Annotated in this window: 19 protein-coding genes and 1 pseudogene; 9 read left to right on the forward strand and 11 right to left on the reverse strand. The window is 73.3% G+C overall.

Features of this window, described 5'->3' with window-relative positions; translation table 11 throughout:
* Positions 1–119 precede the first annotated feature (119 nt).
* On the reverse strand, positions 120–2072 hold the full coding sequence (locus tag AB0947_RS23855; RefSeq protein ID WP_366752364.1) for a Xaa-Pro dipeptidyl-peptidase: 1953 nt from the start codon (positions 2070–2072) through the stop codon (positions 120–122).
* 175 nt (positions 2073–2247) lie between these two features.
* Here AB0947_RS23855 and AB0947_RS23860 point away from each other — a divergent pair, with 175 nt between their 5' ends.
* Positions 2248–3735 (forward strand): M1 family metallopeptidase, encoded by a 1488-nt coding sequence (locus AB0947_RS23860; protein ID WP_366752365.1) that lies wholly within the window; start codon positions 2248–2250, stop codon positions 3733–3735.
* A 32-nt stretch (positions 3736–3767) separates the two neighbouring features.
* Here the strand turns inward: AB0947_RS23860 and AB0947_RS23865 are convergent, their stop codons facing one another.
* Together AB0947_RS23865 and AB0947_RS23870 are read right to left on the reverse strand one after the other, a co-directional pair.
* Positions 3768–4685, reverse strand: a complete 918-nt coding sequence (locus tag AB0947_RS23865; RefSeq protein WP_366752366.1) for a PfkB family carbohydrate kinase — start codon at positions 4683–4685, stop codon at positions 3768–3770.
* 114 nt (positions 4686–4799) lie between these two features.
* Positions 4800–6266: an amino acid permease gene (locus tag AB0947_RS23870; RefSeq protein ID WP_366752367.1), complete on the reverse strand. Its 1467-nt coding sequence runs from the start codon at positions 6264–6266 to the stop codon at positions 4800–4802.
* A gap of 225 nt (positions 6267–6491) precedes the next feature.
* On the opposite strand from AB0947_RS23870, the gene AB0947_RS23875 reads away from it, so the two are divergent.
* Entirely contained in the window at positions 6492–7256 is a 765-nt protein-coding gene (locus AB0947_RS23875) for a MerR family transcriptional regulator (RefSeq protein WP_366752368.1), read from the forward strand.
* Positions 7257–7262: 6 nt separating this feature from the next.
* Here the strand turns inward: AB0947_RS23875 and AB0947_RS23880 are convergent, their stop codons facing one another.
* From AB0947_RS23880 to AB0947_RS23890, 3 genes are all read right to left on the reverse strand, one after another.
* The gene (locus AB0947_RS23880; protein WP_366752369.1) at positions 7263–9440 is read right to left on the reverse strand and encodes a 3-hydroxyacyl-CoA dehydrogenase NAD-binding domain-containing protein; all 2178 of its coding nucleotides are present in this window, start codon (positions 9438–9440) and stop codon (positions 7263–7265) included.
* A gap of 49 nt (positions 9441–9489) precedes the next feature.
* The gene (locus tag AB0947_RS23885; protein ID WP_366752370.1) at positions 9490–10704 is read right to left on the reverse strand and encodes an acetyl-CoA C-acetyltransferase; all 1215 of its coding nucleotides are present in this window, start codon (positions 10702–10704) and stop codon (positions 9490–9492) included.
* Positions 10705–10798: 94 nt separating this feature from the next.
* Positions 10799–11962, reverse strand: a complete 1164-nt coding sequence (locus AB0947_RS23890; protein ID WP_366752371.1) for a CaiB/BaiF CoA-transferase family protein — start codon at positions 11960–11962, stop codon at positions 10799–10801.
* 369 nt (positions 11963–12331) lie between these two features.
* Between AB0947_RS23890 and AB0947_RS23895 the strand changes: the two genes are divergently transcribed.
* Positions 12332–13510: a saccharopine dehydrogenase NADP-binding domain-containing protein gene (locus AB0947_RS23895; RefSeq protein WP_366752372.1), complete on the forward strand. Its 1179-nt coding sequence runs from the start codon at positions 12332–12334 to the stop codon at positions 13508–13510.
* A 328-nt stretch (positions 13511–13838) separates the two neighbouring features.
* Here AB0947_RS23895 and AB0947_RS23900 read toward each other — a convergent pair.
* Positions 13839–13907, reverse strand: a pseudogene (locus AB0947_RS23900) (endonuclease V); the annotation flags it as partial.
* Positions 13908–14144: 237 nt separating this feature from the next.
* A complete protein-coding gene (locus AB0947_RS23905) occupies positions 14145–14837 on the reverse strand; it encodes an endonuclease V (RefSeq protein ID WP_366752373.1) in 693 nt (230 codons plus the stop codon).
* A gap of 59 nt (positions 14838–14896) precedes the next feature.
* Between AB0947_RS23905 and AB0947_RS23910 the strand changes: the two genes are divergently transcribed.
* Entirely contained in the window at positions 14897–15193 is a 297-nt protein-coding gene (locus AB0947_RS23910; protein ID WP_366752374.1) for a YciI family protein, read from the forward strand.
* Between the two features lie 43 nt (positions 15194–15236).
* Here AB0947_RS23910 and AB0947_RS23915 read toward each other — a convergent pair whose 3' ends face one another.
* Together AB0947_RS23915 and AB0947_RS23920 are read right to left on the reverse strand one after the other, a co-directional pair.
* Positions 15237–15575, reverse strand: a complete 339-nt coding sequence (locus AB0947_RS23915) for a plasmid stabilization protein (RefSeq protein ID WP_366752375.1) — start codon at positions 15573–15575, stop codon at positions 15237–15239.
* Positions 15576–15650: 75 nt separating this feature from the next.
* Entirely contained in the window at positions 15651–16889 is a 1239-nt protein-coding gene (locus tag AB0947_RS23920; protein WP_366752376.1) for an oxidoreductase, read from the reverse strand.
* A gap of 236 nt (positions 16890–17125) precedes the next feature.
* Between AB0947_RS23920 and AB0947_RS23925 the strand changes: the two genes are divergently transcribed.
* From AB0947_RS23925 to AB0947_RS23940, 4 genes are all read left to right on the forward strand, one after another.
* Complete coding sequence (locus AB0947_RS23925) at positions 17126–17542, forward strand: SsgA family sporulation/cell division regulator (RefSeq protein ID WP_366752377.1); 417 nt, start codon at positions 17126–17128, stop codon at positions 17540–17542.
* A gap of 311 nt (positions 17543–17853) precedes the next feature.
* Positions 17854–19479, forward strand: a complete 1626-nt coding sequence (locus AB0947_RS23930; protein WP_366752378.1) for an ABC-F family ATP-binding cassette domain-containing protein — start codon at positions 17854–17856, stop codon at positions 19477–19479.
* Between the two features lie 162 nt (positions 19480–19641).
* On the forward strand, positions 19642–20418 hold the full coding sequence (gene ddaH, locus AB0947_RS23935; protein WP_366752379.1) for a dimethylargininase: 777 nt from the start codon (positions 19642–19644) through the stop codon (positions 20416–20418).
* A 227-nt stretch (positions 20419–20645) separates the two neighbouring features.
* Positions 20646–21620: an acyl-ACP desaturase gene (locus AB0947_RS23940; RefSeq protein ID WP_366752380.1), complete on the forward strand. Its 975-nt coding sequence runs from the start codon at positions 20646–20648 to the stop codon at positions 21618–21620.
* A 63-nt stretch (positions 21621–21683) separates the two neighbouring features.
* Here the strand turns inward: AB0947_RS23940 and AB0947_RS23945 are convergent, their stop codons facing one another.
* Positions 21684–21929 carry a WhiB family transcriptional regulator gene (locus AB0947_RS23945; RefSeq protein ID WP_366752381.1) on the reverse strand — a complete coding sequence of 82 codons (246 nt, stop codon included), beginning with the start codon at positions 21927–21929 and terminating at the stop codon, positions 21684–21686.
* A gap of 269 nt (positions 21930–22198) precedes the next feature.
* Between AB0947_RS23945 and AB0947_RS23950 the strand changes: the two genes are divergently transcribed.
* Positions 22199–22987, forward strand: coding sequence for a VOC family protein (locus AB0947_RS23950; RefSeq protein WP_366752382.1), 789 nt, complete (start codon positions 22199–22201; stop codon positions 22985–22987).
* The last annotated feature ends 11 nt before the right edge of the window (positions 22988–22998 follow it).

The following is a 22998-nucleotide window of genomic DNA, read 5'->3' on the forward strand; positions in this document are numbered from 1 at the left end:
GGCCAGCCACCCTCAGGGGCGCGGGGAACTGCGCGACCAGCCCCCGCCACCCCGCAGCCGAACCGGAAGGCCGGCCACCCACGACCGGCGCGCCGCGGTGGGCCGCGATCGCGGAACCGTCAGCCCACCGGAACGTGCCGCACCGTACGCGGTGCCCCGACACCGTCCAGCACCCTCGGCGCGGGCGCCCCCGCGCTGCCTGACGCGGCCCGGGCGAACGCTCCCGCGCCGCCCACCACCGGCACCCTCACCGTCGTACGGGACAGGTCCACGGTGAGCGTCGGCCGGCTGGACGGAGGGTCGATGAGATCCTTGTCCGTACCGGCGATGATCAGCGCCAGCCGGTGCCCCGCGGGGACGACGTGGTCGGTGGCCGCGAGGTCCAGGGTGATGGTGTACGCCCTGCCCGGCGTGAGCGGGACGCCCGGGGCCGGCCAGGCGTAGTGGCCGAGGTCGGCCCAGCCCCGGCTGACCACGGTGTGGTCGACGGCGGCCGTCTTCGCCGCGGTCTCCCTGAAGCAGGCGCTGTCCCCGGCCGTGCTCCCGCCCCAGCAGCTGCGCTCGGTGCGGGTGGTGATGCCCTCGGCGGGGTCGGCGTAGTCGCGGATGGTGTCCGGGCCGACGTCGACCAGCACGGCGGACAGATGGGCGGAGCCGGTGGTCGGGGTCGCGGTGACCGTGACGGTGGAGGAGCCGGACAGGCGCAGGTCCCGGGTGAGGGGCGCCGTGAGGAAGCCGGCCTTCTCCGGTGTGGCCGTGGTGAGGTGCGCGGCCCAGTCGGTCTCGCTCAGCGCCGGGTCGTCCGTGAAGCTCTCGGTGCCGGTGCCCCGGTGCCGGCCGAGGGTGCCGACGCCGGTCCGGCTGCCGGCGGCCGGGTGCAGGACGGCGGCGCGGGTGCCGCGCGGGGGCCAGGCGGCGGAGGTGACCCACTGGTCGGGGTGGCGTTCGATGTCGGCCATCGGCTCGCGGTCGACGCCGTTGTCGTAACCGAGGAGTTCGTGGTCGAACCAGCGGTGCAGGGTGTCGACCCAGGCGCCGCGCCGGTAGTCGAAGGGGTCGACGTGCCCGGTCTGGGAGAGCCAGATCTTGCGCCGCACGCCGTTCCGGGCGAGGGCGTCCCACCACGGGCCGACGTGCTGGGTGCGGACGTTGAGGTCCTGCATGCCGTGCACCAGGAACACGCTGGCGCGCACCTTCGCCGCGTCCTTGACGTAGTCCCGCCCGGTCCACAGCGGGGTCCAGTCGCCGCTGCGCGGGCTGCCGTCGGCGAGCTTCTTGAGCACGGCGGCGCAGTGGGCCTGCGCGTCGTCGCTCTGGACGTAGCCGGCCAGGTCGTCGGGGCCGCCGTCGTAGAGCGGGGCGCCCTGCGCGAAGTAGTAGTCGTACCAGGAGGAGATCGCGCTGATCGGGACGATCGTCCTCAGGCCCTTGACGCCGGTGGCGGCGACGCCGTTGGCGATGGTGCCGTCCCAGCTCTTGCCGATCATGCCGGTCCGGCCGTTGGTCCAGCCGGCCGTCACGCGGGTGCCGCCGGTGCGGCTGGTGTAAGCCCGGGCGCGGCCGTTCAGCCAGTCGACCACGGCCTTCGCGGAGAGGATGTCGGACCGGCCGCCGACGTCGACGCAGCCGTCGGAGCGGTTGGTGCCGGCGAGGTCGACGCCGACGAAGGCGTAGCCGCGGGGCACGAAGTAGTTGTCGTAGAACAGCGGCATCTGGACGACGTGCCCCTGGGCGTCGTACGTCTTGCGCTGGCTCTCGTTGCCGCGTCCGCAGCAGGAGTAGTAGGGGCTGGCGTCCATGATGACGGGCACCTTGCGGCCCTCGCGGGCGGGTTCGGCGGGCCGGACGATGTCGGCGGCGACGCGGTCGGTCCGTCCGTCGCCGTCCTCGTCGAGGCCGGTGTCCACCCACACGGACTCGCGCACGGCGTCGGCGTAGGAGTAGACGGGTCTGCTCTCCCGGGGCGCGGCGGCCCCGGCGGCGGCGACCGGGGTGAGGAAGGCGGCCGTCAGGGCGGTGACGGCGGCGGTGACGAGCGTTCTCCGGATCGTGGAGCGCGTGCGTTTCGGCATGCGCGGACGGTACTGCGGTCAACGCCCGTACAGAAGAAGGCTTTCCGGTGCGCGTGACGGCCGAATGGCGATCGTGTGACAGTAGGGGCCATGGACAGGCCAGTGGCCACAGGGACTGAATAGGCTCCGGACAGATCTCCGAACGGACGCACCGTCCCTACGACTTGGAGCTGACGTGCACCGCAGAATCATCGCACCGGGCGCGCTCGCGGCGGCCTCCCTCCTGCTGGCGATCCCGGCATCGGCCGCGAGTTACTCCCCCGGCGCACCGGGCATCGGCGACCCCTACTACCCGTACTACGGCAACGGCGGCTACGACGTCTCGCACTACGACCTGAGGCTGCAGTACCAGCCGAAGACGGACGAGTTGCAGGGCACGGCGACGATCCTGGCGAAGACCACCCAGGACCTGTCCAGTTTCGACCTGGACTTCCTGCTGGACGTGAGCGAGGTGCGGGTCAACGGCGCCAAGGCGTCCTTCGCGACGTCCGGCCAGCACGAGCTGGTCGTCACCCCGAAGAGCCCGCTGGCCAAGGGCACCGCGATCACGGTGGTGGTCCGCTACAGCGGGGTGCCGTCGACGAAGAGCGCCTACGGCTTCTCCACCTGGCACCGCACGCCGGACGGCGCGGTGGCCGCCGACGAGCCCGAGGCCGCCTGGTGGTGGTTCCCGAGCAACGACCACCCGAGCGACAAGGCCACCTACGACGTGTCGGTGGCGGTGCCGGACGGCACCCAGGCCATCTCCAACGGCACGCTCCAGTCGACCAGTTCGAAGCTGGGCTGGACCCGCTACAACTGGCGGCAGAACAAGCCGCAGGCGACCTATCTGGCCACGCTCGCGCTCGGCAGGTTCGACATCACCACCAGCACCTCCGACGGCGGGGTGCCCGTCGTCAACGCCTACAGCAAGGACCTCGGCGACAACGACGGGGCCGCCCGGGCCAGCGTGGAGCGCACCGGTGAGATCGTGGACTGGCTGAGCGGTTACTTCGGGCCGTATCCGTTCGCTTCGGCCGGCGGCTACGTGCCGAACACCACCACCGGCTACGCGCTGGAGACGCAGACCCGCGTCTACTACAGCCCGCGTCAGTTCGCGAACGGCTCCAACACCTCGGTGGTCGTGCACGAGCTGGCCCACCAGTGGTACGGCGACGATGTGTCGGTCAAGGGCTGGAAGGACATCTGGATCAACGAGGGCTTCGCCCGGTACGCGCAGTGGCTGTGGTCCGAGCACGAGGGCGAGGGCACCACGCAGGAACTCGCCGACTACGTGTACGCCTCGCACCCGGCCGACGACGCCTTCTGGACGGTGAAGCCCGGCGACCCGGGCCCGGACGAGCAGTTCGGCGCCGCCGTGTACGACCGGGGAGCCGTCGCCATCCAGGCGCTGCGCAACGAGATCGGTGACGACGCGTTCTTCGCGATCCTGAAGGGCTGGCCGAAGGAGCACGCCTACGGCAACGCCTCGGTCGCCGACTTCGAGAAGTACGCCGAGCGGGTGTCCGGCAAGCCGCTGGCCGCGCTGTTCGACACCTGGCTGTTCCAGCCGGAGAAGCCGGCGTCGCCGGCGGTCCGGGGCCTGGCGAAGTCGGGTACGGCGGTGGAGCGGCCGAAGTCCTGGAAGAAGATCGAGGCGACGAACGCCGTCCACGGGCACTGACCCGGGCCCGGGGGCCCGGCGTCCCCGGCGCCTCAGCGGCTCGGTTCCGCCGCCCGGCGCAGCAGCTCGTCCCGGCCTATCGCGTCCGCGCGGGTGGCCGGGACGGTGCACGCGTAGGCGCCCGCGACCGCGCCGTACCGGGCGCACCGCTCGGGCGGCTCGCCGCTGAGCCGGCCGTAGAGGAACGCGGCGGCGAAGGCGTCGCCCGCGCCGTTGGAGTCCACGACGGGCGCGGGCGGGGCCGCCGCCGGTACCCGGGTCAGCTCGCCGTCGGCCAGCAGGAGGGCGCCCTTGGCACCGGCGGTGGCGACGACGGTCCCGGCCCGCCCGCGCTCGGCGATGCGCCGCATGGTCCGCTCGGGGTCGGTCAGGGCGGCGGCCGACAGGAAGACGACGTCGGCCGTGAACGCGAACGGCTCGTGGTACGGGTTCTCGCCGTCCCAGTCGTGCAGGTCGGTGGAGAGCGGCACACCCGTCTCCCGCAGGACCGGCAGGGCGTGCGCGCAGGGCTGGGTGATGGTCACGTGCACATGCCGGCTGGCGCCGGCCAGCGCGCGCAGGCGGGCCTCGGGGAAGCGGTCGTCCGGGTGGACACGGCTGGTGTCGTACAGGGACAGCCGACGGCCGTCCGGGCCGACGAGATTGACCGCGCGCTTGGTGCCGGCCGGCTGGGGCAGTGCGGTGAGGGCGATGCCGTGCTCGCGGTGCAGGGCGCGCACGAGGCCGCCCTCGGGGTCGTCGCCGAGCAGGTCGAGGTGGTGGGTGCGCAGCCCCAGTGCGGCCAGTCCGAGCGCGACGAAGTCGCCGGTCTGGCCGGCGCGGGTGCGGATCCCCGAGTCGATCATGTAACTGTCGGCGTACGGCAGGGGCAGCTCGGGGACCGGGATCACCGTGTCCACACCGGCCCCGCCCAGCACCAGCACGTCGGTCGTGTCCGTTCGCCCGGTCATCCCGCGCCCTCCCCCTCCGCGCCTCCCGGCGGCACGGGCGGCGTCCTGCCGGAGCCGAGTGATCTCCGGTGTGACGCCACCGTACGCGATGCCACCGACAGGGGCGCCGGACCGCTACCGCGGCGGCTCGGCCGGCTGCCGGCCGCTGTGGTGCGCCACCCGGCGGCGGACGCCGAACCAGCCTGCGATCAGCATCACGGCGATCACCGGGATGAGCAGCAGGGTCTTGCGGCCGACCTCGGCGTCGTTCCCCATCATGCCGAGGCAGACCAGCAGGAACACCACGGTGGCGATCTCCGTGACCGGGCTGAACTTCAGCTGGAAGTGCGGCCGGGTCACCAGGCCCGCGCGGGCACGGCGGACGAAGACCAGGTGGCAGACCATGATGATCACCCAGGTGCTGATGATGCCGAGCGAGGCGACGTTCAGCACGATCTCGAAGGCCTGGCTGGGGACCAGGTAGTTCAGGCCGACACCGAGGACACAGACCGCGCAGGTCAGCAGGATGCCCCCGTAGGGCACCTGGCTGCGGTTCATGCGGGCGGTGAACTTCGGCGCCGAGCCGGCCGTGGCCATGGAGCGCAGGATGCGGCCGGTGGAGTACAGGCCGGAGTTCAGCGAGGACATGGCGGCGGTCAGCACGACCAGGTTCATCACGTCACCGGCCGCCGGCACGCCGATCTTGGACAGCACGGTCACGAACGGGCTCTCGTCGGCGGAGTACACCGAGCCGGGCAGCAGCAGGGCGAGGAGCACGACCGAGCCGACGTAGAACAGGCCCACGCGCCACATGATCGAGTTCACCGCGCGCGGGACGACCTTCTCCGGCGCGGCGGTCTCGCCGGCGGCCACGCCGACCAGCTCCAGGGCGGCGTACGCGAAGATCACGCCCTGCATCACCAGGACGACCGGCATCAGGCCGTGCGGGAAGACACCGCCGTTGCCGGTGATGACATCGAGGCCCGGTTTGCTGCCGCCCACGTCGTGCTGGGTCGCCAGCAGGAAGATGCCGATCAGCATGAAGCTCACGAGGGTGGCGACCTTGATGATCGCGAACCAGAACTCCATCTCGCCGAAGATCTTCACCGAGATCAGGTTCACGGCGAGGACGACCGCGAGGGCGATCAGCGCCAGCACCCACTGCGGGATGGACGTGAACATGCTCCAGTAGTGCGTGTAGAGCGCGATCGCGGTGATGTCGGCGATGCCGGTGGTCGACCAGTTCAGGAAGTACATCCAGCCGGCGACGTAGGCGCCCTTCTCGCCGAGGAACTCGCGCGCGTACGACACGAAGGAGCCGGAGGACGGCCGGTACAGGACCAGCTCGCCCAGCGCCCGGACGACGAAGAAGGCGAAGACACCGCAGACCAGGTAGGCCAGGGCGAGCGCCGGGCCCGCGTTGTGCAGGCGTCCGCCGGCGCCCAGGAAGAGGCCGGTGCCGATGGCGCCGCCGATGGCGATCATGTTGACGTGGCGGGCCTTGAGGTCCTTGCTGTAACCGGCGTCGCCCGCGTCCGCGGGCGTCGGGGCCACCTCGGGGTGGGTGGTGGCCTGTGCCGGTTCCACGGCTTCCTTGCTCACGGGTGGTTTCCACTTCCTGGTGCGCCCGGACCTCATGGGCCCGGGGTTCGTGCGGGTCTCGGCCCGCACCACCCTCGTGTCGTCGCGGTACAGACCAAGGCAGCAGCTTCCCAGGGAGCGGGTCCTGCATGCGATGGCCCAGGTCACAGAGCGGTTCTTCTCACACGGTCCACACGGCACCGCCCCGGGTTTCACACCCTTGGTGAGACAGCGATACTGCTGCGCATGACGACCGACGGCGGCGAGCCCACCCTGACGATCGACGAGCTGGCCGCGCGGGCGGGCGTCACGGTGCGCACGGTCCGCTTCTACGGCACCAGGGGACTGCTGCCGCCGCCGGTGATCGGCCCGCGCCGGGTGGGCCGCTACGGCCGGGAGCACCTGGCCCGGCTGGAGCTGATCGAGGAGATGCAGCACCAGGGCATGACCCTCGCGGCGATCGAACGGCATCTGCGGCAGCTGCCGGCCGGCCTCGGCCCGCACGATCTGGCGATCCACCGGGCGGTGGTCGCCTCCTGGGCGCCGGACACCGTCGAGACCGTCTCCCGCGCGGAGCTGGAGCGGCGGGCGGGGCGCCGGCTGGCCGAGGAGGACGTGGAACGGCTGGCCGCGATGAGCGTGGTGACGCGGGAGGGGGACTCCTTCCGCGTGGACTGCGGTCTGCTGCGGCTCGCGGCGCGGCTCCTCGACGTACCGCTGTCGCAGGAGACCATCCTGGCCGCCCGGACCGTCCTGACCGGCCACGCGCGCGCGGCGGCGCACGAGCTGTCGGACCTGCTGCGGGACGCCGTCGCCGAGCGCGACGCGCGGGACGTGAAGTCGCTGTCGGCGCATATGCACCCGCTCGTGGTGCAGGCGCTGCTCACCACCTTCCAGCGGTCGCTGAAGGAGGAGCTGCGCCAGTGGCTGGACGCGGCGGCGGACCCGGAGACCCCGCCCGGGGGCACGGCGGCCCCGGGAGCGGGGTCCCGGGGCACGCCGTCCGGCTGAGGCGCGTCAGCGGGCGTCGGTGAACGTCTCCCCGTTCCCGGCCTTGGTCACGAGCAGCGCGGGCGGGGCGAACCGCTCGCCGTACCGCTCGGCCAGCTCGCGCGCGCGGGCGACGAATCCGGGCAGGCCCCCGTCGTAACCGTTGATGTACTGGAGCACCCCGCCGGTCCAGCCGGGGAAGCCGATGCCGAGGACCGAGCCGATGTTGGCGTCGGCGACGGAGGTCAGGACGCCCTCTTCGAGGAGGCGTACGGTGTCGAGCGCCTCGGCGAAGAGCATGCGCTCCTGCATGTCCCGGAACGGGATCTCGTACCCGGGCCTGGTGAAGTGCTCGCGCAGGCCCGGCCAGAGCCCCGCCCGCTTGCCGTCCTCGGTGTAGTCGTAGAAGCCGGCGCCGCCGCTGCGGCCGGTGCGGCCGAACTCGTCGACCATGCGGTCGATGACCGCCTCCGCCGGGTGCGCCGTCCAGGTGCCGCCGGCCTCCTCCACGGCCCGCTTCGTCTCGCTGCGGATCTTGCGCGGGAGGGTGAGGGTCAGCTCGTCCATGAGGGACAGCACCTTGGCCGGGTAGCCGGCCTGGGCGGCGGCCTGCTCCACGGAGGCGGGCTCGACGCCCTCGCCGACCATGGCGACGCCCTCGTTGATGAAGTGGCCGATCACCCGGGAGGTGAAGAAGCCCCGGGAGTCGTTCACGACGATCGGCGTCTTGTTGATCTGCCGGACCAGGTCGAAGGCGCGCGCGAGGGCCTCCTCGCCGGTGCGCTCGCCCTTGATGATCTCGACCAGCGGCATCTTGTCGACCGGCGAGAAGAAGTGCAGTCCGATGAAGTCGGCCTGGCGCTGCACGCCCTCGGCGAGGGTGGTGATGGGCAGCGTGGAGGTGTTGGAGCACAGCAGCGCGTCGGGGGCGACGACGGCCTCGATCTCCTGGAACACCTTGTGCTTGAGGGCGGTGTCCTCGAACACGGCCTCGATGACCGCGTCACAGCCGGCGAGGTCGGCGGCCTCGGCGGTGGGCGTGATCCGGGCGAGCAGCGCGTCCGCCTTCTCCTGGCTGGTACGGCCCCGGGCGACGGCCTTGGCGCACAGCTTCTCGGAGTAGCCCCTGCCCTTGACGGCCGCTTCCAGGGAGACGTCCTTGAGGACGACGTCGATGCCCGCGCGGGCGCACGCGTAGGCGATGCCGGCGCCCATCATGCCGGCGCCGAGGACGGCCACCTTGCGGACCTGGCGGGGCTCGACGCCCTGGGGGCGGTTGGCGCCGGAGTTGACCGCCTGGAGGTCGAAGAAGAAGGCCTGGATCATGTTCTTCGAGGTCTGCCCGGCGGCCAGTTCCACGAAGTAGCGGGCCTCGATGACCTGGGCGGTCTCGAAGTCGACCTGGGAGCCCTCGACGGCGGCGGCGAGGATGTTGCGCGGCGCCGGGTAGGGGGCGCCGCCCGTCTGCTTGCGCAGGCTGGCCGGGAAGGCGGGCAGGTTGGCGGCGAACTTCGGGTTGGCCGGGGTGCCGCCGGGGATCCGGTACCCCGGCTTGTCCCAGGGCTGCTGGGACTCGGGGTTCGCGTCGATGAAGGCCCGGGCCTTGGCGAGCAGTTCCTCGGGGGTGGCGGCGACCTCGTGGACGAGGCCGTTCTCCTGGGCGCGCCGCGCGTTGTACTGCTGTCCCTGGAGGAGCACCTTCAGCAGGGCGTCCGTGATGCCGAGCAGCCGCACGGTGCGCACGACTCCGCCGCCGCCGGGGAGCAGGCCGAGGGTGACCTCGGGACAGCCGATCCTGGTGCCGGGGGTGTCGAGGGCGACCCGGTGGTGGCAGGCGAGGGCCAGTTCGTATCCGCCGCCGAGGGCCGCGCCGTTGATGGCGGCGACGATCGGCTTGCCGAGGGTCTCGATGCGGCGCAGGTTCCGCTTGATGGCGAGGCCGCCGTCGAACAGGTCCCGGGCGGTCTCGGGCGTGACCCGGATGAGGTCGCGCAGGTCGCCGCCCGCGAAGAAGGTCTTCTTCGCGGAGGTGAGGATGATGCCGCGGATGTTCTCCCGCTCCGCCTCCAGGCGGTCGGCGATCACGGCGAGGGAGTCGCGGAACGCCTGGTTCATGGTGTTCGCGGACTGGTTGGGGTCGTCCAGGACGAGGGTGACGACACCGGTGTCGTCCTGCTCCCAGCGGATGGTGGTGCTCTCGGTCATGACAGTCGTCTCCGTAGCAGTCTTCGGGGCGCTTGGTTCCGCGGGGAGTTCAGAGGCGCTCGACGATGGTGGCGATGCCCATGCCGCCGCCGACGCAGAGGGTGGCGAGGCCGTAGCGCTTGTCCTGGCGCTCCAGTTCGTCGATGAGCGAGCCCAGGATCATGGCGCCGGTGGCGCCGAGCGGGTGGCCGAGGGCGATGGCTCCGCCGTTGACGTTGACCTTGTCCAGGGACAGGCCCATGTCCTTCACGAAGCGCAGCACGACGGCGGCGAACGCCTCGTTGATCTCGACCAGGTCGATGTCGTCGATGGTGAGGCCGGCCTTCGCCAGGGCCTTGCGGGTGGCGGGGGCGGGGCCGGTGAGCATGATGGTCGGCTCGGAGCCGGAGACGGCCGCGGCGACGATCCGCGCGCGGGGGGTGAGGCCGTGGCGCTCGCCGGCCTCCCGGGAGCCGATCGCGACGAGTGAGGCGCCGTCCACGATGCCGGAGGAGTTGCCGGCGTGGTGGACGTGGTCGATCTTCTCCACCCAGTGGTACTTCTGCAGGGCGACGGCGTCGAAGCCGCCCAGGTCGCCGATGTCCGCGAAGGACGGCTTCAGCTTGGCGAGCGAGTCGGCGGTGGTGCCGGGGCGCAGGTGCTCGTCGTGGTCGAGGACGACCAGGCCGTTGCGGTCCCTGACGGGGACCACCGACTTGTCGAAGCGGCCCTCCTTCCAGGCGGTGGCGGCGCGCTCCTGGGACAGGGCCGCGTACTCGTCGACGTCCCGGCGGGAGAAGCCCTCGATGGTGGCGATGAGGTCGGCGCCGATGCCCTGCGGCACGAAGTTGACGGCGAGGTTGGTCATCGGGTCGTTGAACCAGGCGCCGCCGTCCGAGGCCATCGGGACCCGGGACATGGACTCGACGCCGCCCGCGAGGACCAGGTCCTCCCAGCCCGCGCGGACCTTCGCGGCGGCCAGGTTGACGGCCTCCAGACCGGAGGCACAGAAGCGGTTCTCCTGCACGCCCGCGACCGTGTCGGGCAGTCCGGCGGCGAGGGCGGCGATGCGGGCGATGTCCGAGCCCTGGTCGCCGACGGGGCCGACGACGCCGAGCACGATGTCGTCGATCGCGGCCGGGTCCAGGCCGGGGAAGCGGGCGCGGATCTCGTGGATGAGGCCGACGACCAGGTCGATGGGCTTCGTGCCGTGCAGGGAGCCGTTCGCCTTGCCGCGGCCGCGCGGGGTGCGGATCGCGTCGTACACGTACGCTTCGGTGCTCACTGGTGTGCCTTTCGGGAGGGTGGGCCGAGCGGGGTGGGCGGGGCCGGCCGGCGTCGGTGACCAGGTCGTCGGGGCCGGCCGTGGGAGCCGGTCGTCAGACCCGGCCGCCGGGGTCGTCGGGGTCGTCGGTCGGGGGTGCCGGTATGCCCCAGTCCCGGGCGACCGCGGCGGTGTCCGCGCCGGGCCGTGCGGGGCCGGTGCGGACGGCGGTGGGGGTCGCGGAGAAGCGGGGGGCGGGGGCGGGCTGGGTGATGCCGCCGTGGTCGGTGAAGGTGCCGCGGGCGGCCAGGTGCGGGTGGGCCGGGGCCTCGCGCAGGCTCAGCACCGGCGCCACGCAGGCGTCGGAGTCCGCGAAGACGGCCGTCCACTCCGCCCGGGTGCGGGACGTGAAGGCGGCGGCGATCCGTTCGCGCAGCTCGCCCCAGCGGGTCCAGTCCTCGCGGGCGTGCGCCAGGTCCTCCAGGCCGAGCAGGCGCAGGAACTCGGCGTAGAACCTGCCCTCCAGGGCGCCCACCGCCATGTACCCGCCGTCGGCGGTCTCGTAGGTGCCGTAGTAGGGGCAGCCGCCGTCCAGGAGGTTGGCGGCGCGGCGGTCCTGCCAGCCGCCGGCGGCGAGCATGCCGTGGATCATCGCCGACAGGTGGGCCGTGCCGTCCACGATGGCCGCGTCGACCACCTGGCCGGTGCCGGTCGCGCGCGCGTGGTGCAGGGCGGCGAGGACGCCGACGACCAGGTAGAGGGAGCCTCCCGCGTAGTCCCCGAGGAGGTTGGCGGGCACCGCCGGGGGTTCGTCCGGGCGGCCGATCATGCCGAGGGTGCCGGTGAGCGCGATGTAGGCGATGTCGTGGCCGGCGCGCTGGGCGAGCGGGCCGTCCTGGCCCCAGCCGGTCATGCGGCCGTACACCAGGCGCGGGTTGCGGGCGTGGCAGTCCTCGGGGCCGATGCCGAGGCGTTCGGCGACGCCGGGGCGGTAGCCCTCGATGAGGACGTCGGCCCGCTCGGCGAGGTCCAGGACGCGCGCGGGGCCGCCCGGTGCCTTCAGGTCGACCACGGTCGAGCGCTTGTTGCGGTTGGTGACGTCGAACGCCGGGTCGATGGCGAGGCCCGGGCCGCCGGGACGGTCCACCCGGACCACGTCGGCGCCCAGGTCGGCCAGCAGCATGGCGGCGAACGGGCCCGGCCCGATGCCGGCCAGTTCGACGACGCGCACGCCGGACAGCGGGCCGTCGCCCGGCCTCGGCGTCCCTGCCGTTGTCATCCGTGCAGCCCCCAGGCGTGTGTGACACAACTGATGTAACACCGGTGATGCTAGGAACGCGTTCCACCGGACACAAGACCTGAACGAGCAAGCGCTTAGCCAAGTGCCCGACCGGCCGACGATCACCCGGGAGAGTGAACGGCGCCCTGCCGGGACCCTGCGGCGACGGGCGCCGCGGACCGTCGCGTGCTCCGCGCGCCCGGCTCCCGCACCCGGGGCCGGGGCGGTTTCTCCCGCTTCTTCACGGCATTCCTGGCTATGGCCACCGCTGCCTCCGGGCTGGTCGTCGGGCTCCGCACTCCTCACGCTAGCCTCGGCCACCGACAGCGGCGCGGGCTGCGCGACGGGCCGCACGGACCAAGGGGTGTCATGAGCAGGATAAGCAGGGCGGACCGGCCGTACGACCTCGTGCTCTTCGGGGCCACGGGCTTCGTCGGCGCGCTCACGGCCCACTACCTCGCCGCGCACGCGCCGGGGGACCTGCGCTGGGCGGTCGCCGGGCGCGACGAGGGGCGGCTGGAGCGGCTGCGCGAGGAGCTGCCCGGTGGCGCGGACGTCGGCATGCTGCGGGCCGACGTGGCCGAACCGGCCACCCTGCGCGCCCTCGCCGGGCACGCGCGCGTGGTCGCCACGACCGTCGGGCCGTACGTCCTGCACGGCGAGGAGCTCGTCGCCGCCTGCGCCGACACCGGCACCGACTACCTGGACCTCACCGGCGAGCCCGAGTTCGTGGACCTGGTGTACGTCCGGCACGACGCACGCGCGCGGGAGACGGGCGCGCGCCTGGTGCACGCCTGCGGTTTCGACTCCGTGCCGCACGATCTGGGCGCGTACTTCACGGTCCGGCAGCTCCCCGAGGGCGTGCCGCTGACCGTGGACGGCTATGTGACCGCCGACGCTGCCTTCTCCGGCGGCACCCTCGCCTCGGCGCTGAACCAGATGGCCCGCGGCCGGCGGATGCTGGCCGCCGCGCGGGAACGGGCCCGGCACGAGCCGCGGCTGCCGGGCCGCCGGGTGACGACGCCGGCGGGCGCGCCGGGGTACGCGGCGCAGGTCGGCGCGTGGGTGCTGCCGCTGCCCACCATCGACCCGCAGATCGTGCGCCGTTCGGCACGGGCGCTGGAACGGTACGGCCCGGACTTCCGCTACCGGCACTACGCGGCGGTGCGGCGCCTGCCGGTCGCCCTCGGCGGGGTCGCGGCCGTCGGCGCGGTGGCGGCCGCCGCCCAGCTCCCGCCCGCCCGGCGCTGGCTGTCGGACCGGCTCAAGCCGGGTGACGGACCGAGCGCCGAGAAGCGGGCGAAGAGCTGGTTCTCGGTGCGGTTCGTCGGCGAGGGCGGTGGCCGGCGCGTGTTCACCGAGGTCGCGGGCGGCGACCCCGGGTACGACGAGACGGCGAAGATGTTCGCCGAGGCGGCCCTGTGCCTGGCGTTCGACGACCTGCCGGCGACGGCGGGCCAGGTCACCACGGCCCAGGCGATGGGCGACGCCCTGACCGAGCGGCTGCGGGCGGCGGGGATCACCTTCCGGGTGGCGGCGGAACGCTAGCGGCGGGCCACGCGTCACCGCCGCCATGAGCCGGGGCGACGGGCGGGCGTGCCGGGGCCAGGCCAAGAAGGCCGGACGGTCGTGGAGTTGGTGCCCGGCCCGCAGGGACAGGAGGCCGCTGCCCCGCGCGACGCCGAGCCCCGGCCCCGGCCGCCGGTCAGCCCTGCGCCGCCTCGCGCAGCGCGCGCCGGCACAGGGCGTCCGCCCGGCGGGTGGTCTCCGGCAACCGGTACCGGGGTCGTGGAGTTGGCGCCCGGCCCGCAGGGGCACGAGGCCGGTGCCCCGCGCGACGCCGAGCCCCGGCCCCGGCCGCCGGTCAGCCCTGCGCCGCCTCGCGCAGCGCGCGCCGGCACAGAGCGTCCGCCCGGCGGGTGGTCTCCGGCAACCGGTACCGGGGGCATGGAGTTGGTGCCCGGCCCGCAGGGTCAGGAGGCCGGTGCCCCGCGCGACGCCGAGCCCCGGCCCCGGCCGCCCGTCAGCCCTGCGCCGCCTCGCGCAGCGCGCGCCGGCACAGGGCGTCCGCCCGGCGGGTGGTCTCCGGCAACCGATACCGGGGTCGTGGAGTTGGCGCCCGGCCCGCAGGGACACGAGGCCGCTGCCCCGCGCGACGCCGAGCCCCGGCCCCGGCCGCCGGTCAGCCCTGCGCCGCCTCGCGCAACGCGCGCCGGCACAGGGCGTCCGCCCGGCGGGTGGTCTCCGGCAACCGGTACCGCGGGGTCAGCGCCAGGGTGTGCGCCACGGCGTTGTCGAGGCCGACCCGGTGGCCGACCGAGACGAACACCGGCTTGACGCCGTCGCGGGTGCGCAGGGCGCGTCCGACCTCCTCGGTCCCAGCGAGCAGCGGTGCCCAGCCGCCCCGGCCCGGCTCCGGGTCGTCGTACGCGAAGGTGAACGGGTTCTTGGCGACCCCGACGGTCGGCAGGTCCGTGAGCACGCCCAGGTGGCTCGCCAGGCCGAAGCGGCGCGGGTGGGCCAGGCCGTAGCCGTCGCAGACGACGAGCCCCGGCGGGCACGGCAGCCGGTCCAGGGCGGCGCGGACGGTGGGGAGCTCACGGAAGGCGAGGAGGCCGGGCACGTAGGGGAAGGAGACCCGGCCGACGGCCGTCGCCTCCGCCACGACCTCCAGCGTGGCGGCGTCCAGCACGACGGCCGCCGCCGCGACCAGGTCCAGATCGTCGTCGTAGGCGACGTCGACCCCCGTGACGCGGCCCGTCCCGGGCGGCGGTCCGGGCTCGTCCAGCACCACCCGCCCGCGCAGCTCGTCCTGTACGGCGCGGGCCTCGTCCTCGCTCGCGGGCCAGCCCGCGGGTACGCCAACGATCGTCATGCCGGGTGACTGTACGGTCCCGCCGCGGGCCGCCGGGCGGGCGGGGTAGGCTCGCGATCATGTTCGTCCTGGAGCTGACCTACACCGCGCCGCTCGAAGCCGTGGACGCCGTTCTGCCGGACCATGTGGCCTGGCTGGAGGAGCAGTACGACAAGGGCCACTTCCTGGCCTCGGGACGCAAGAACCCCCGCGACGGCGGGGTGATCCTGGCCGTCGCGGGGGACCGTGCCCGCATCGACGAGATCATCGCGGGCGACCCGTTCACCGTCGCCGGTGTGTGCGCCTACCGCGTCACGGAGTTCATCGCCACGAAGACGGCCTCGGAGCTGGCGCGCCACCGGCAGACACTGGGCTGACGCCGGCCCGCCGCGCTCCTCGGGCGCCGGGCCGGGCGGGCCGTCAGCCCTTCTTGGTGTCCAGCGCGCGCTGAAGTTCTTCCTTGTTCATGTGCGAACGGCCCTCGATGCCGCGCTGCTTCGCCTCGTTGTACAGCTGGTCACGGGTCGGGCCGTGCGAGCCGACCCGGTTGCCCGACCGCTGACCGCCGCGCTTGCCGGACGACATGTCCTGCGTCGAGCTGCGGCTGGCGGTCTTGGACTCGCCGGAGCGGGCGCGTTCCTTGTTCACCGTCCGCGCGGCGATCTCCTTGGCGCGCCCGGTGCTCTCGCCCCGGTCCTGCGCGCTCTTCTTGATGTGCTCGTACTGACGCTCACGCTTGGGGCTGGAACCGGCTGGCATGATCGCTCCCTTCCTTTGCGACGGGGAACGAGTACCCGCGTTCGGCCGCGTTTACCTCACCGGTCCGGCCGCGCCTCACCGTTCGAGCCGTGCCACCCGTCCCTGTTCGCCCGCCGCCCAGCAGCTCAGGTCGGGCGTGCACGCGACGGTGTCGTAGGAGCCGGTGTCGATCGTGCGCCAGCTGCGGCCGCCGTCGGTGGTCAGATCGGTGCCGGTCGGGCCGACGGCCAGCGCGGCGGTGCGGCTGTGCGGGAGCCAGGCGGCGCCGGAGCGGTACGCGGGTGGCGGGGTGGTGGCGGGCTGCCAGGTGCGGCCGCCGTCGGCGGTGACCGCGGCGGCCTGGGGGGAGGGCTGACCGGGGCGGTAGTCGCCGCCGACCGCGATGCCGTGGGTGCGGTCGCGGAAGGCCAGCGCGAAGACGCCCTTGGCCGGATCGCCCGCGGGGACCGGCGTGTCGGCGGCCGTCCAGGTGAGCCCGCGGTCGGCGGAGTGCAGCACGCGCGCGCGGGCACCGCCGCCGGTGGCCAGCCAGACGTCCTTCGGGCCGGCGGTGACGAGGCACTGGCCGCTCGCGGCGAAGCCCGCCTCGCCGTCCAGCGCGGGCGGCATGCCGTCCGCGGGCAGCACGCGCCAGGAGCGTCCGCCGTCGTCGGTGGACAGCACGCGGAACCTGCCGTCCACGGGGTCGCCCAGGGCGAGGCCGTGGCGGCGGTCGAAGAAGGCGAGGCAGTCGTAGAAGGCTCTGGGGTCGGTGTTGCGGAAGGACTCCGTCCAGGTCGTACCGCCGTCGTCGGTGCGGTAGACGCGGGAGGCCTCGCCCTCGCCGATGGCGAGCACCACCGCGCGGCGGGCGTCGAACGCCGTCACGTCCCGGAACTGGAGCCCGGACGCCCCCGGCGGGGAGACGTTCCGCCAGCTCGCGCCGCCGTCCGTGGTGCGCAGCACCGTGCCTTCGGTGCCGGCCAGCCAGGCGGTGCGCCGGTCGACGGCCGCGAGGCCCCGGAAACGGACGCTCGGCGTGCCGGGGTCCTTCGCCGCCCAGTGCGCGCTCGCGGTGCCCGAGCCCCCGGCCGCCCGGGTCGCCTCGTGCGTGCGGGGGCTCCCCGCCGCCGGGTTCGCGTTCCGCGTACGGGAGTTCCCGGCGGTCCGGCTCCCGGTCCCCGTACCGGGGCCCGGCTGCCCCGCGCTCGCCACGCCGGTGGTGGTGTGGGCCAGCGGACGGGCCTCGGCCGCCGGCACCGTCAGGGCGGCGAGCGCCGCCCCGCATGCCACTCCCGCCGCCACCAGCCGGCTCGCCCGTCCCCTGCGTCGCATGCTCCCCAAGCGCCTCATGGCGGGCGAAGCTAGCCCCACTCCCCCGGCCCCGTCCAGAGGGCCGGCCGCGCTCGGTGCCGCCGACGAGCGGGAACGGCCGTACGCACCCTGTGCATGAACGCGGTGACCGAGGTCACTCGTTCCCCGTGTGCACGCATCGGCCGTTTCCGTCGTCTCTTCCAGTGCCGGGTGCCGCACATCCGGGCGCAGTCCATCCGTCACGAGGGAGCAAGGCGTTGTCCACCGTCATCGAGCAGCCCGTAGAGGCCCGTCTCGTCGCCGCCGCACCGCGCATGCCGAGCATTCCCGCCACGCTGTGCTACGACCGGCGCGACCCGTTCGCCGTTCGCATGACGTTCCCGGCCCCGGCCACGCTGGAGGGCGTCGACGTGTGCTGGACCTTCTCCCGCGAGCTGCTCACGGCCGGTCTCCAGGACGCCGAGGGCCACGGTGACGTCCGCGTGCGGCCGTACGGGTACGACCGCACGGTGCTGGAGTTCCACGCCCCGGAGGGCACCGCGGTCGTGCACGTGCGCTCGGGTGAGATCCGGCGGTTCCTGGCGGCGACCAACGACCTGGTCCCCGTCGGTCTGGAGCACCTCCAGCTGGACTTGGACCACGGCCTGGCCGAGCTGATGCGGGACGCCTGCTGAGCGCCGGCCGGTGAACGCCACGCGCGCGTGGGGCGGCGCGGCGCGTAATCCCGTTGACGGCCCTTCCCGTCCTTCCTACGGTGTACAGCGGTTCTGTTGCCGTCGATTGGAGAAGGACGTTGCTCGTCTGAGGTCCTGAGACACCGCGTCGCACCGGTCAGGTGTGCGTGGCGTACGACCTCGGCGTCCGAGCCGTCCTCCGGCACAGGCCACTCTCCCCGGCCCCTTCCGTGCCCCAGACCTTTCGGTTTCCGCCTCGCGGTGTCTCGACACGCGTCCACCCGAACGCACCCGTCCCTCGCGAGGCGCCCATGTCTGCTTCCCTCACCTGCACGTCCCTGTCCTTCACCTGGCCCGACGGCACCGCCGTCTTCGACGGCCTGGACATCGCCTTCGGCCCCGGCAGGACCGGGCTCGTCGGCGTCAACGGATCGGGCAAGTCCACCCTGCTCAAGCTGATGGCCGGGGAACTCGCCCCGGCCGACGGCACCCTCAAGGCGGCCGGCGAGATCGGCTACCTCCCGCAGAACGTCACGCTCGACACCGCGCTCCGCGTCGACCAGGCCCTCGGCATCGCCGCCCGGCGGGCCGCCCTGCACGCCATCGAGGCGGGCGACGCCGCCGAGGGGCACTTCGAGACCGTCGGCGACGACTGGGACGTCGAGGAGCGCGCCCTGGCCACCCTCGGCGAACTCGGTCTCGGCCACATCGGCCTGGACCGGACCGTCGGCGAGGTGTCCGGGGGCGAGTCGGTGCTGCTGCGGCTCGCCGCGCTGCTGCTGCGCCGCCCCGACATCCTGCTGCTGGACGAGCCCACCAACAACCTGGACCTGTACGCGCGCCGGCGGCTGTACCAGACGGTGGCCTCCTGGCCGGGCGTGCTGGTCGTGGTGAGCCACGACCGGGTACTGCTCGACCTGGTCGACCAGATCGCCGAGCTGCACTCCGGGGAGGTCGCCTGGTTCGGCGGCAACTTCTCGGCCTACGAGGAGGCGCTGGCCGTCGAGCAGGAGGCGGCCGAGCGGATGCTGCGCGTCGCCGAGGCCGATGTGCGCAAGCAGAAGCGCGAACTGGCCGACGCCCAGGTCAAACTGGCCCGCCGCAAGCGCTACGGGCAGAAGATGTACGAACAGAAGCGCGAGCCGAAGATCGTCATGGGGGCGCGCAAGCGGGCCGCACAGGAGTCGGCGGGCAAGCACCGCATCATGCACGAGGAGCGGCTCGCCGAGGCCAGGGAACGGCTGGACGAGGCGGTGGAGGCCGTACGGGACGACGACGAGATCCGGGTCGACCTGCCGTACACGGCCGTGCCGCCCGGCCGGCAGGTGCTCACCCTGGAGAAGCTGGAGACGGCCTGCCACGCGCGCGTGCCGGGCATCCTGGACCTGCGGGGCCCGGAACGGATCGCGCTCGTCGGCCGCAACGGCGCCGGCAAGACGACGCTGCTGCGGACCGTCGCCGGGGAACTGGCACCGGTGTCGGGCACGGCGACGGCCCATGTGCCGCTGCGGTTCCTGCCCCAGCGGCTGGACGTGCTGGACGACGACCGGTCGGTGGCCGAGAACGTCGCCCGGTTCGCGCCGGGCGCCACCAACAACCGGATCCGGGCCCGGCTCGCCCGCTTCCTGTTCCGGGGCGCGCGGGCCGACCGGAAGACGGCCACCCTGTCGGGCGGTGAGCGCTTCCGGGCGGCCCTGGCCGCGCTGATGCTCGCCGAGCCCGCGCCGCAACTGCTGCTGCTGGACGAGCCCACCAACAACCTCGACATGGCCAGCGTCCGGCAGCTGACCACGGCCCTGGAGTCGTACGAGGGCGCGCTGATCGTCGCCAGCCACGACCTGCCGTTCCTGGAGTCCATCGGGATCACCCGGTGGCTGCTGATGGAGGGAGGGGAGCTGACGGAGACCGCACCCGAGGCGCTCAGGGACCCGGCCTGACCGGCGTGGGCCCTCCCGGCCGGACGGCGGGGTCCCGGCAGGGACGCGCCGGGCACCCTGGGGGTTTGGGTCCCGGCGGGAGCGCGCTGCATGATGACGGACCGGCGCCGTGCGAGCGGCGCCGGACCGCACCACCGCACCGACCGATTCGAAAGGCCCCTCGTGCCCAGCAAGAAGGCCCTCGTCCGCCGCCCCAGCCCCCTCCTCGCCGACGGCCTGGTGACGCACATCCAGCGGGAGAAGGTCGACGCGGGGCTCGCCGTCGAGCAGTGGGAGGCGTACGTCGAGGCCCTGCGCGCGCACGGCTGGGAGACCATCGAGGTCGAACCGGCCGACGACTGCCCGGACTCGGTGTTCGTCGAGGACACCGTCGTCATGTACCGGAACGTGGCGTTGATCACCCGGCCCGGCGCCGAGTCGCGGCGCGCGGAGACCGCCGGCGTCGAGGAGGCGGTGGCCCGGCTCGGCTGCTCGGTGAACTGGATATGGGAGCCGGGCACGCTGGACGGCGGTGACGTCCTCAAGGTCGGCGACACCGTGTACGTCGGCCGCGGCGGGCGGACCAACGCGGCCGGTGTGCAGCAGCTGCGGGCGGCCTTCGAACCGCTGGGCGCCCGCGTGGTCGCGGTACCCGTCAGCAAGGTGCTGCACCTGAAGTCGGCGGTGACCGCGCTGCCCGACGGCACGGTGATCGGGCACATCCCGAAGATCGACCGGCCGTCGCTGTTCCCGGGATTCCTGTCGGTGCCGGAGGAGTCCGGCGCGCACGTGGTGCTGCTCGGCGGCGGCAAGCTGCTGATGGCGGCGAGCGCCCCGAAGACCGCGGAGCTGCTGGCCGATCTCGGCCACGACGTGGTGACGGTCGACATCAGCGAGTTCGAGAAGCTGGAGGGGTGTGTGACCTGCCTCTCGGTGCGCCTGCGGGAGCTGTACGCCTGACCGGGTGATTCCCTCGCCCCGGCAGCTTCCGGACCTGCGGGTCCCGGGGCTGCCGGGCACGGCCGGGCACGGCCGTCGCGGCGGGCTGATCAGCGGGTTGTTTACAGCACTCTTAACCTACGGCTTCGTAACCTACGGATTCGTAGCCTACGATCAAAGTCTCCGGCACCGCTCGCCGGACCGTCCCCCTTCCTCCCCCCTTTGTTCGCCGTCCCCCTGGAGTTCCTATGACGATCACCTCCCCCCACCTCGGCAGCCCGTCCGTCTGGACCGACGCGCGGCTGCTGTACGCACTGGAGGAAGTGGTCGAGAAGGAGCTGAACCGGCACCTGAACGTCGCCAAGGACTGGATGCCGCACGAGTACGTGCCGTGGAGCGACGGCCGCAACTTCCCGGGCCTGTTCGAGGACGGAGAGGCCTGGGACAAGGAGCAGTCCCCGGTGACGGAGATCGGCCGGATCGCCCTCGTGGTGAACCTGCTGACCGAGGACAACCTGCCGAGCTACCACCACGAGATCGCCTCGCTCTTCGGCCGCGACGGCGCCTGGGGCACCTGGGTGCACCGCTGGACGGCCGAGGAGGGCCGGCACGGCATCGTGATGCGGGACTACCTGCTGACCTCGCGCGCGGTGGACCCGGACAAGCTGGAACGTTTCCGTATGTCGCACATGAGCGAGGGCTTCGAGTCCGACAACCGGCACTCGATGCTGCACTCGGTGGCCTACGTCGCCTTCCAGGAGCTGGCCACGCGGATCTCGCACCGCAACACCGGCCACCAGTCGGGTGACCCGGTCTGCGATCGCATGCTGGCCCGCATCGCGACCGACGAGAACCTGCACATGGTGTTCTACCGCAACCTGCTGAAGGCCGCGTTCGAGCTGGCGCCCGACCTGACCATGCAGGCGGTCCGGGACGTCGTCGTGAACTTCCGGATGCCCGGACACGGCATCCCCGGCTTCGAGCGGGCCGCCGCGCAGATGGCGATCGGCGAGGTGTACAACCTGCGCATCCACCACGACGACGTGCTGCAGCCGGTGCTGCGCTTCCTGAAGGTCCTGGAGATCGACGGCCTCGGCCCCGAGGGACGCCAGGCGCAGGAGGAACTCGGCCTGTTCATGGGCGGGCTGGACGCCGAGGCCGCGAAGTTCGACGAGAAGCTGGCCGCGCGGAAGGCCCGGATGGCGACGCGCGCCGGGGGCTGACGCCCCCGCACACCGCCCCCTCCCGGCGCCGGGCCGACGGGCGGCCCACGGCCTCACGGGGTGTCAGCGGGCGGTGCGGCGCAGGGCGAGACGCTCCTTCTCGGACAGGCCGCCCCAGACGCCGAACCGCTCGTCGTTGGCCAGCGCGTAGTCCAGACAGGCCGGGCGCAGCTCGCACAGGGCGCAGATGCGCTTCGCCTCGCGCACCGAGCTGCCCGGCTCGGGGAAGAAGAAGTCCGGCCCGGTCTGCGCGCACAGCGCCTGCGCCTGCCAGGTGTCGTCGGCCGGCGTGATGGTTTCGTAGTGCATGGCCAGGAGCCTGCCCCACGGCGAAAAACGTTCGATCAACGCCGGCGAAACGGCACGCTCGGGCACGTCCGGCCGCCCCGATGATGCTCCCCGCGGCCGGGCGCGCGCACGGCGGCGCGCCCGGCCGCCGGAAAACCGGGAGGACGCGTGCCGTCACGCTCGGTGAGGGTGGGCCGTCCCGGCGCGTCCCGGTGCTCCGGCAGCGATTGTCGGTGGGCGGTGCCAGACTCGGCAGTGCACAGGACGGAGCCCCTTGCGAGGAGGGCGAGATGCTCACCACCCGTTTCGTCGACGGCGCGCCCAACTGGATCGACGTCGGCAGTCCCGACATCGACGGCGCCGCCGCTTTCTACGGCGGTCTGTTCGGCTGGCAGTTCCGGTCGGCGGGGCCGGACGCCGGCGGTTACGGCTTCTTCCAGCTGGACGGCAGGACCGTCGCCGGCGGCATGCAGACCGGTCCCGGCCAGGGGGCTGCGGCCTGGACGGTGTACTTCCGCAGCGGGGACGCGCGGGCCACCGCCGAGGCGGCCGAACAGGCCCACGGCAGAGTGCTGTTCCAGCCCCTGGACGTGATGGGCCAGGGTCACATGGCGGTCCTCGCCGACCGGGCGGGCGTGCCGTTCGGGATCTGGCAGCCGGGCCGGACCGAGGGCGTGGAACTCGCGGGCGCGCCGGGCTCCCTGCGCTGGGTGGAGCTGTACACGCCGGACATCGCGGCGGCCGCCGCCTTCTACCGCCGGGTGCTGGGCCTGGAGACCTCCGCGCCGTTCCCGGGCGGGACGTACACATGTTTCAACCCCGAAGGCGCCGGTGAGGACGCGATGTTCGGCGGGATGGTGCCGCTGGCCGACGATCCCACCGAGACCGCAGCGGGCCCGTACTGGCTGCCGTACTTCGAGGTGGAGGACACCGACGCCGTGGTGGAACAGGCGCAGCGCCTGGGCGGTACGGTGCGGGTGCCCGCGACGACCCTGGAGGGCGTGGGCCGCACGGCCCGGCTCGCCGACCCGTACGGGGCCCGCTTCGCGGTGATCAGAAGCGAACGGCCCGAGGGCTGACGCTCCGGCGT

Origin of the sequence: Streptomyces sp. NPDC047841, from assembly GCF_040704085.1 — a bacterium.
Classification (GTDB): domain Bacteria; phylum Actinomycetota; class Actinomycetes; order Streptomycetales; family Streptomycetaceae; genus Streptomyces; species Streptomyces argyrophylli.

Coding starts and splice junctions, on each gene's coding strand:
- AB0947_RS23940 (WP_366752380.1), top strand. CDS start 20,646: ATGACGATCACCTCCCCCCACCTCGGCAGCCCGTCCGTCTGGACCGAC.
- AB0947_RS23950 (WP_366752382.1), top strand. CDS start 22,199: ATGCTCACCACCCGTTTCGTCGACGGCGCGCCCAACTGGATCGACGTC.
- AB0947_RS23945 (WP_366752381.1), bottom strand. CDS start 21,929: ATGCACTACGAAACCATCACGCCGGCCGACGACACCTGGCAGGCGCAG.
- AB0947_RS23895 (WP_366752372.1), top strand. CDS start 12,332: ATGAGCAGGATAAGCAGGGCGGACCGGCCGTACGACCTCGTGCTCTTC.
- AB0947_RS23890 (WP_366752371.1), bottom strand. CDS start 11,962: ATGACAACGGCAGGGACGCCGAGGCCGGGCGACGGCCCGCTGTCCGGC.
- AB0947_RS23915 (WP_366752375.1), bottom strand. CDS start 15,575: ATGCCAGCCGGTTCCAGCCCCAAGCGTGAGCGTCAGTACGAGCACATC.
- AB0947_RS23920 (WP_366752376.1), bottom strand. CDS start 16,889: ATGCGACGCAGGGGACGGGCGAGCCGGCTGGTGGCGGCGGGAGTGGCA.
- AB0947_RS23855 (WP_366752364.1), bottom strand. CDS start 2,072: ATGCCGAAACGCACGCGCTCCACGATCCGGAGAACGCTCGTCACCGCC.
- AB0947_RS23865 (WP_366752366.1), bottom strand. CDS start 4,685: ATGACCGGGCGAACGGACACGACCGACGTGCTGGTGCTGGGCGGGGCC.
- AB0947_RS23880 (WP_366752369.1), bottom strand. CDS start 9,440: ATGACCGAGAGCACCACCATCCGCTGGGAGCAGGACGACACCGGTGTC.
- AB0947_RS23905 (WP_366752373.1), bottom strand. CDS start 14,837: ATGACGATCGTTGGCGTACCCGCGGGCTGGCCCGCGAGCGAGGACGAG.
- AB0947_RS23930 (WP_366752378.1), top strand. CDS start 17,854: ATGTCTGCTTCCCTCACCTGCACGTCCCTGTCCTTCACCTGGCCCGAC.
- AB0947_RS23875 (WP_366752368.1), top strand. CDS start 6,492: ATGACGACCGACGGCGGCGAGCCCACCCTGACGATCGACGAGCTGGCC.
- AB0947_RS23910 (WP_366752374.1), top strand. CDS start 14,897: ATGTTCGTCCTGGAGCTGACCTACACCGCGCCGCTCGAAGCCGTGGAC.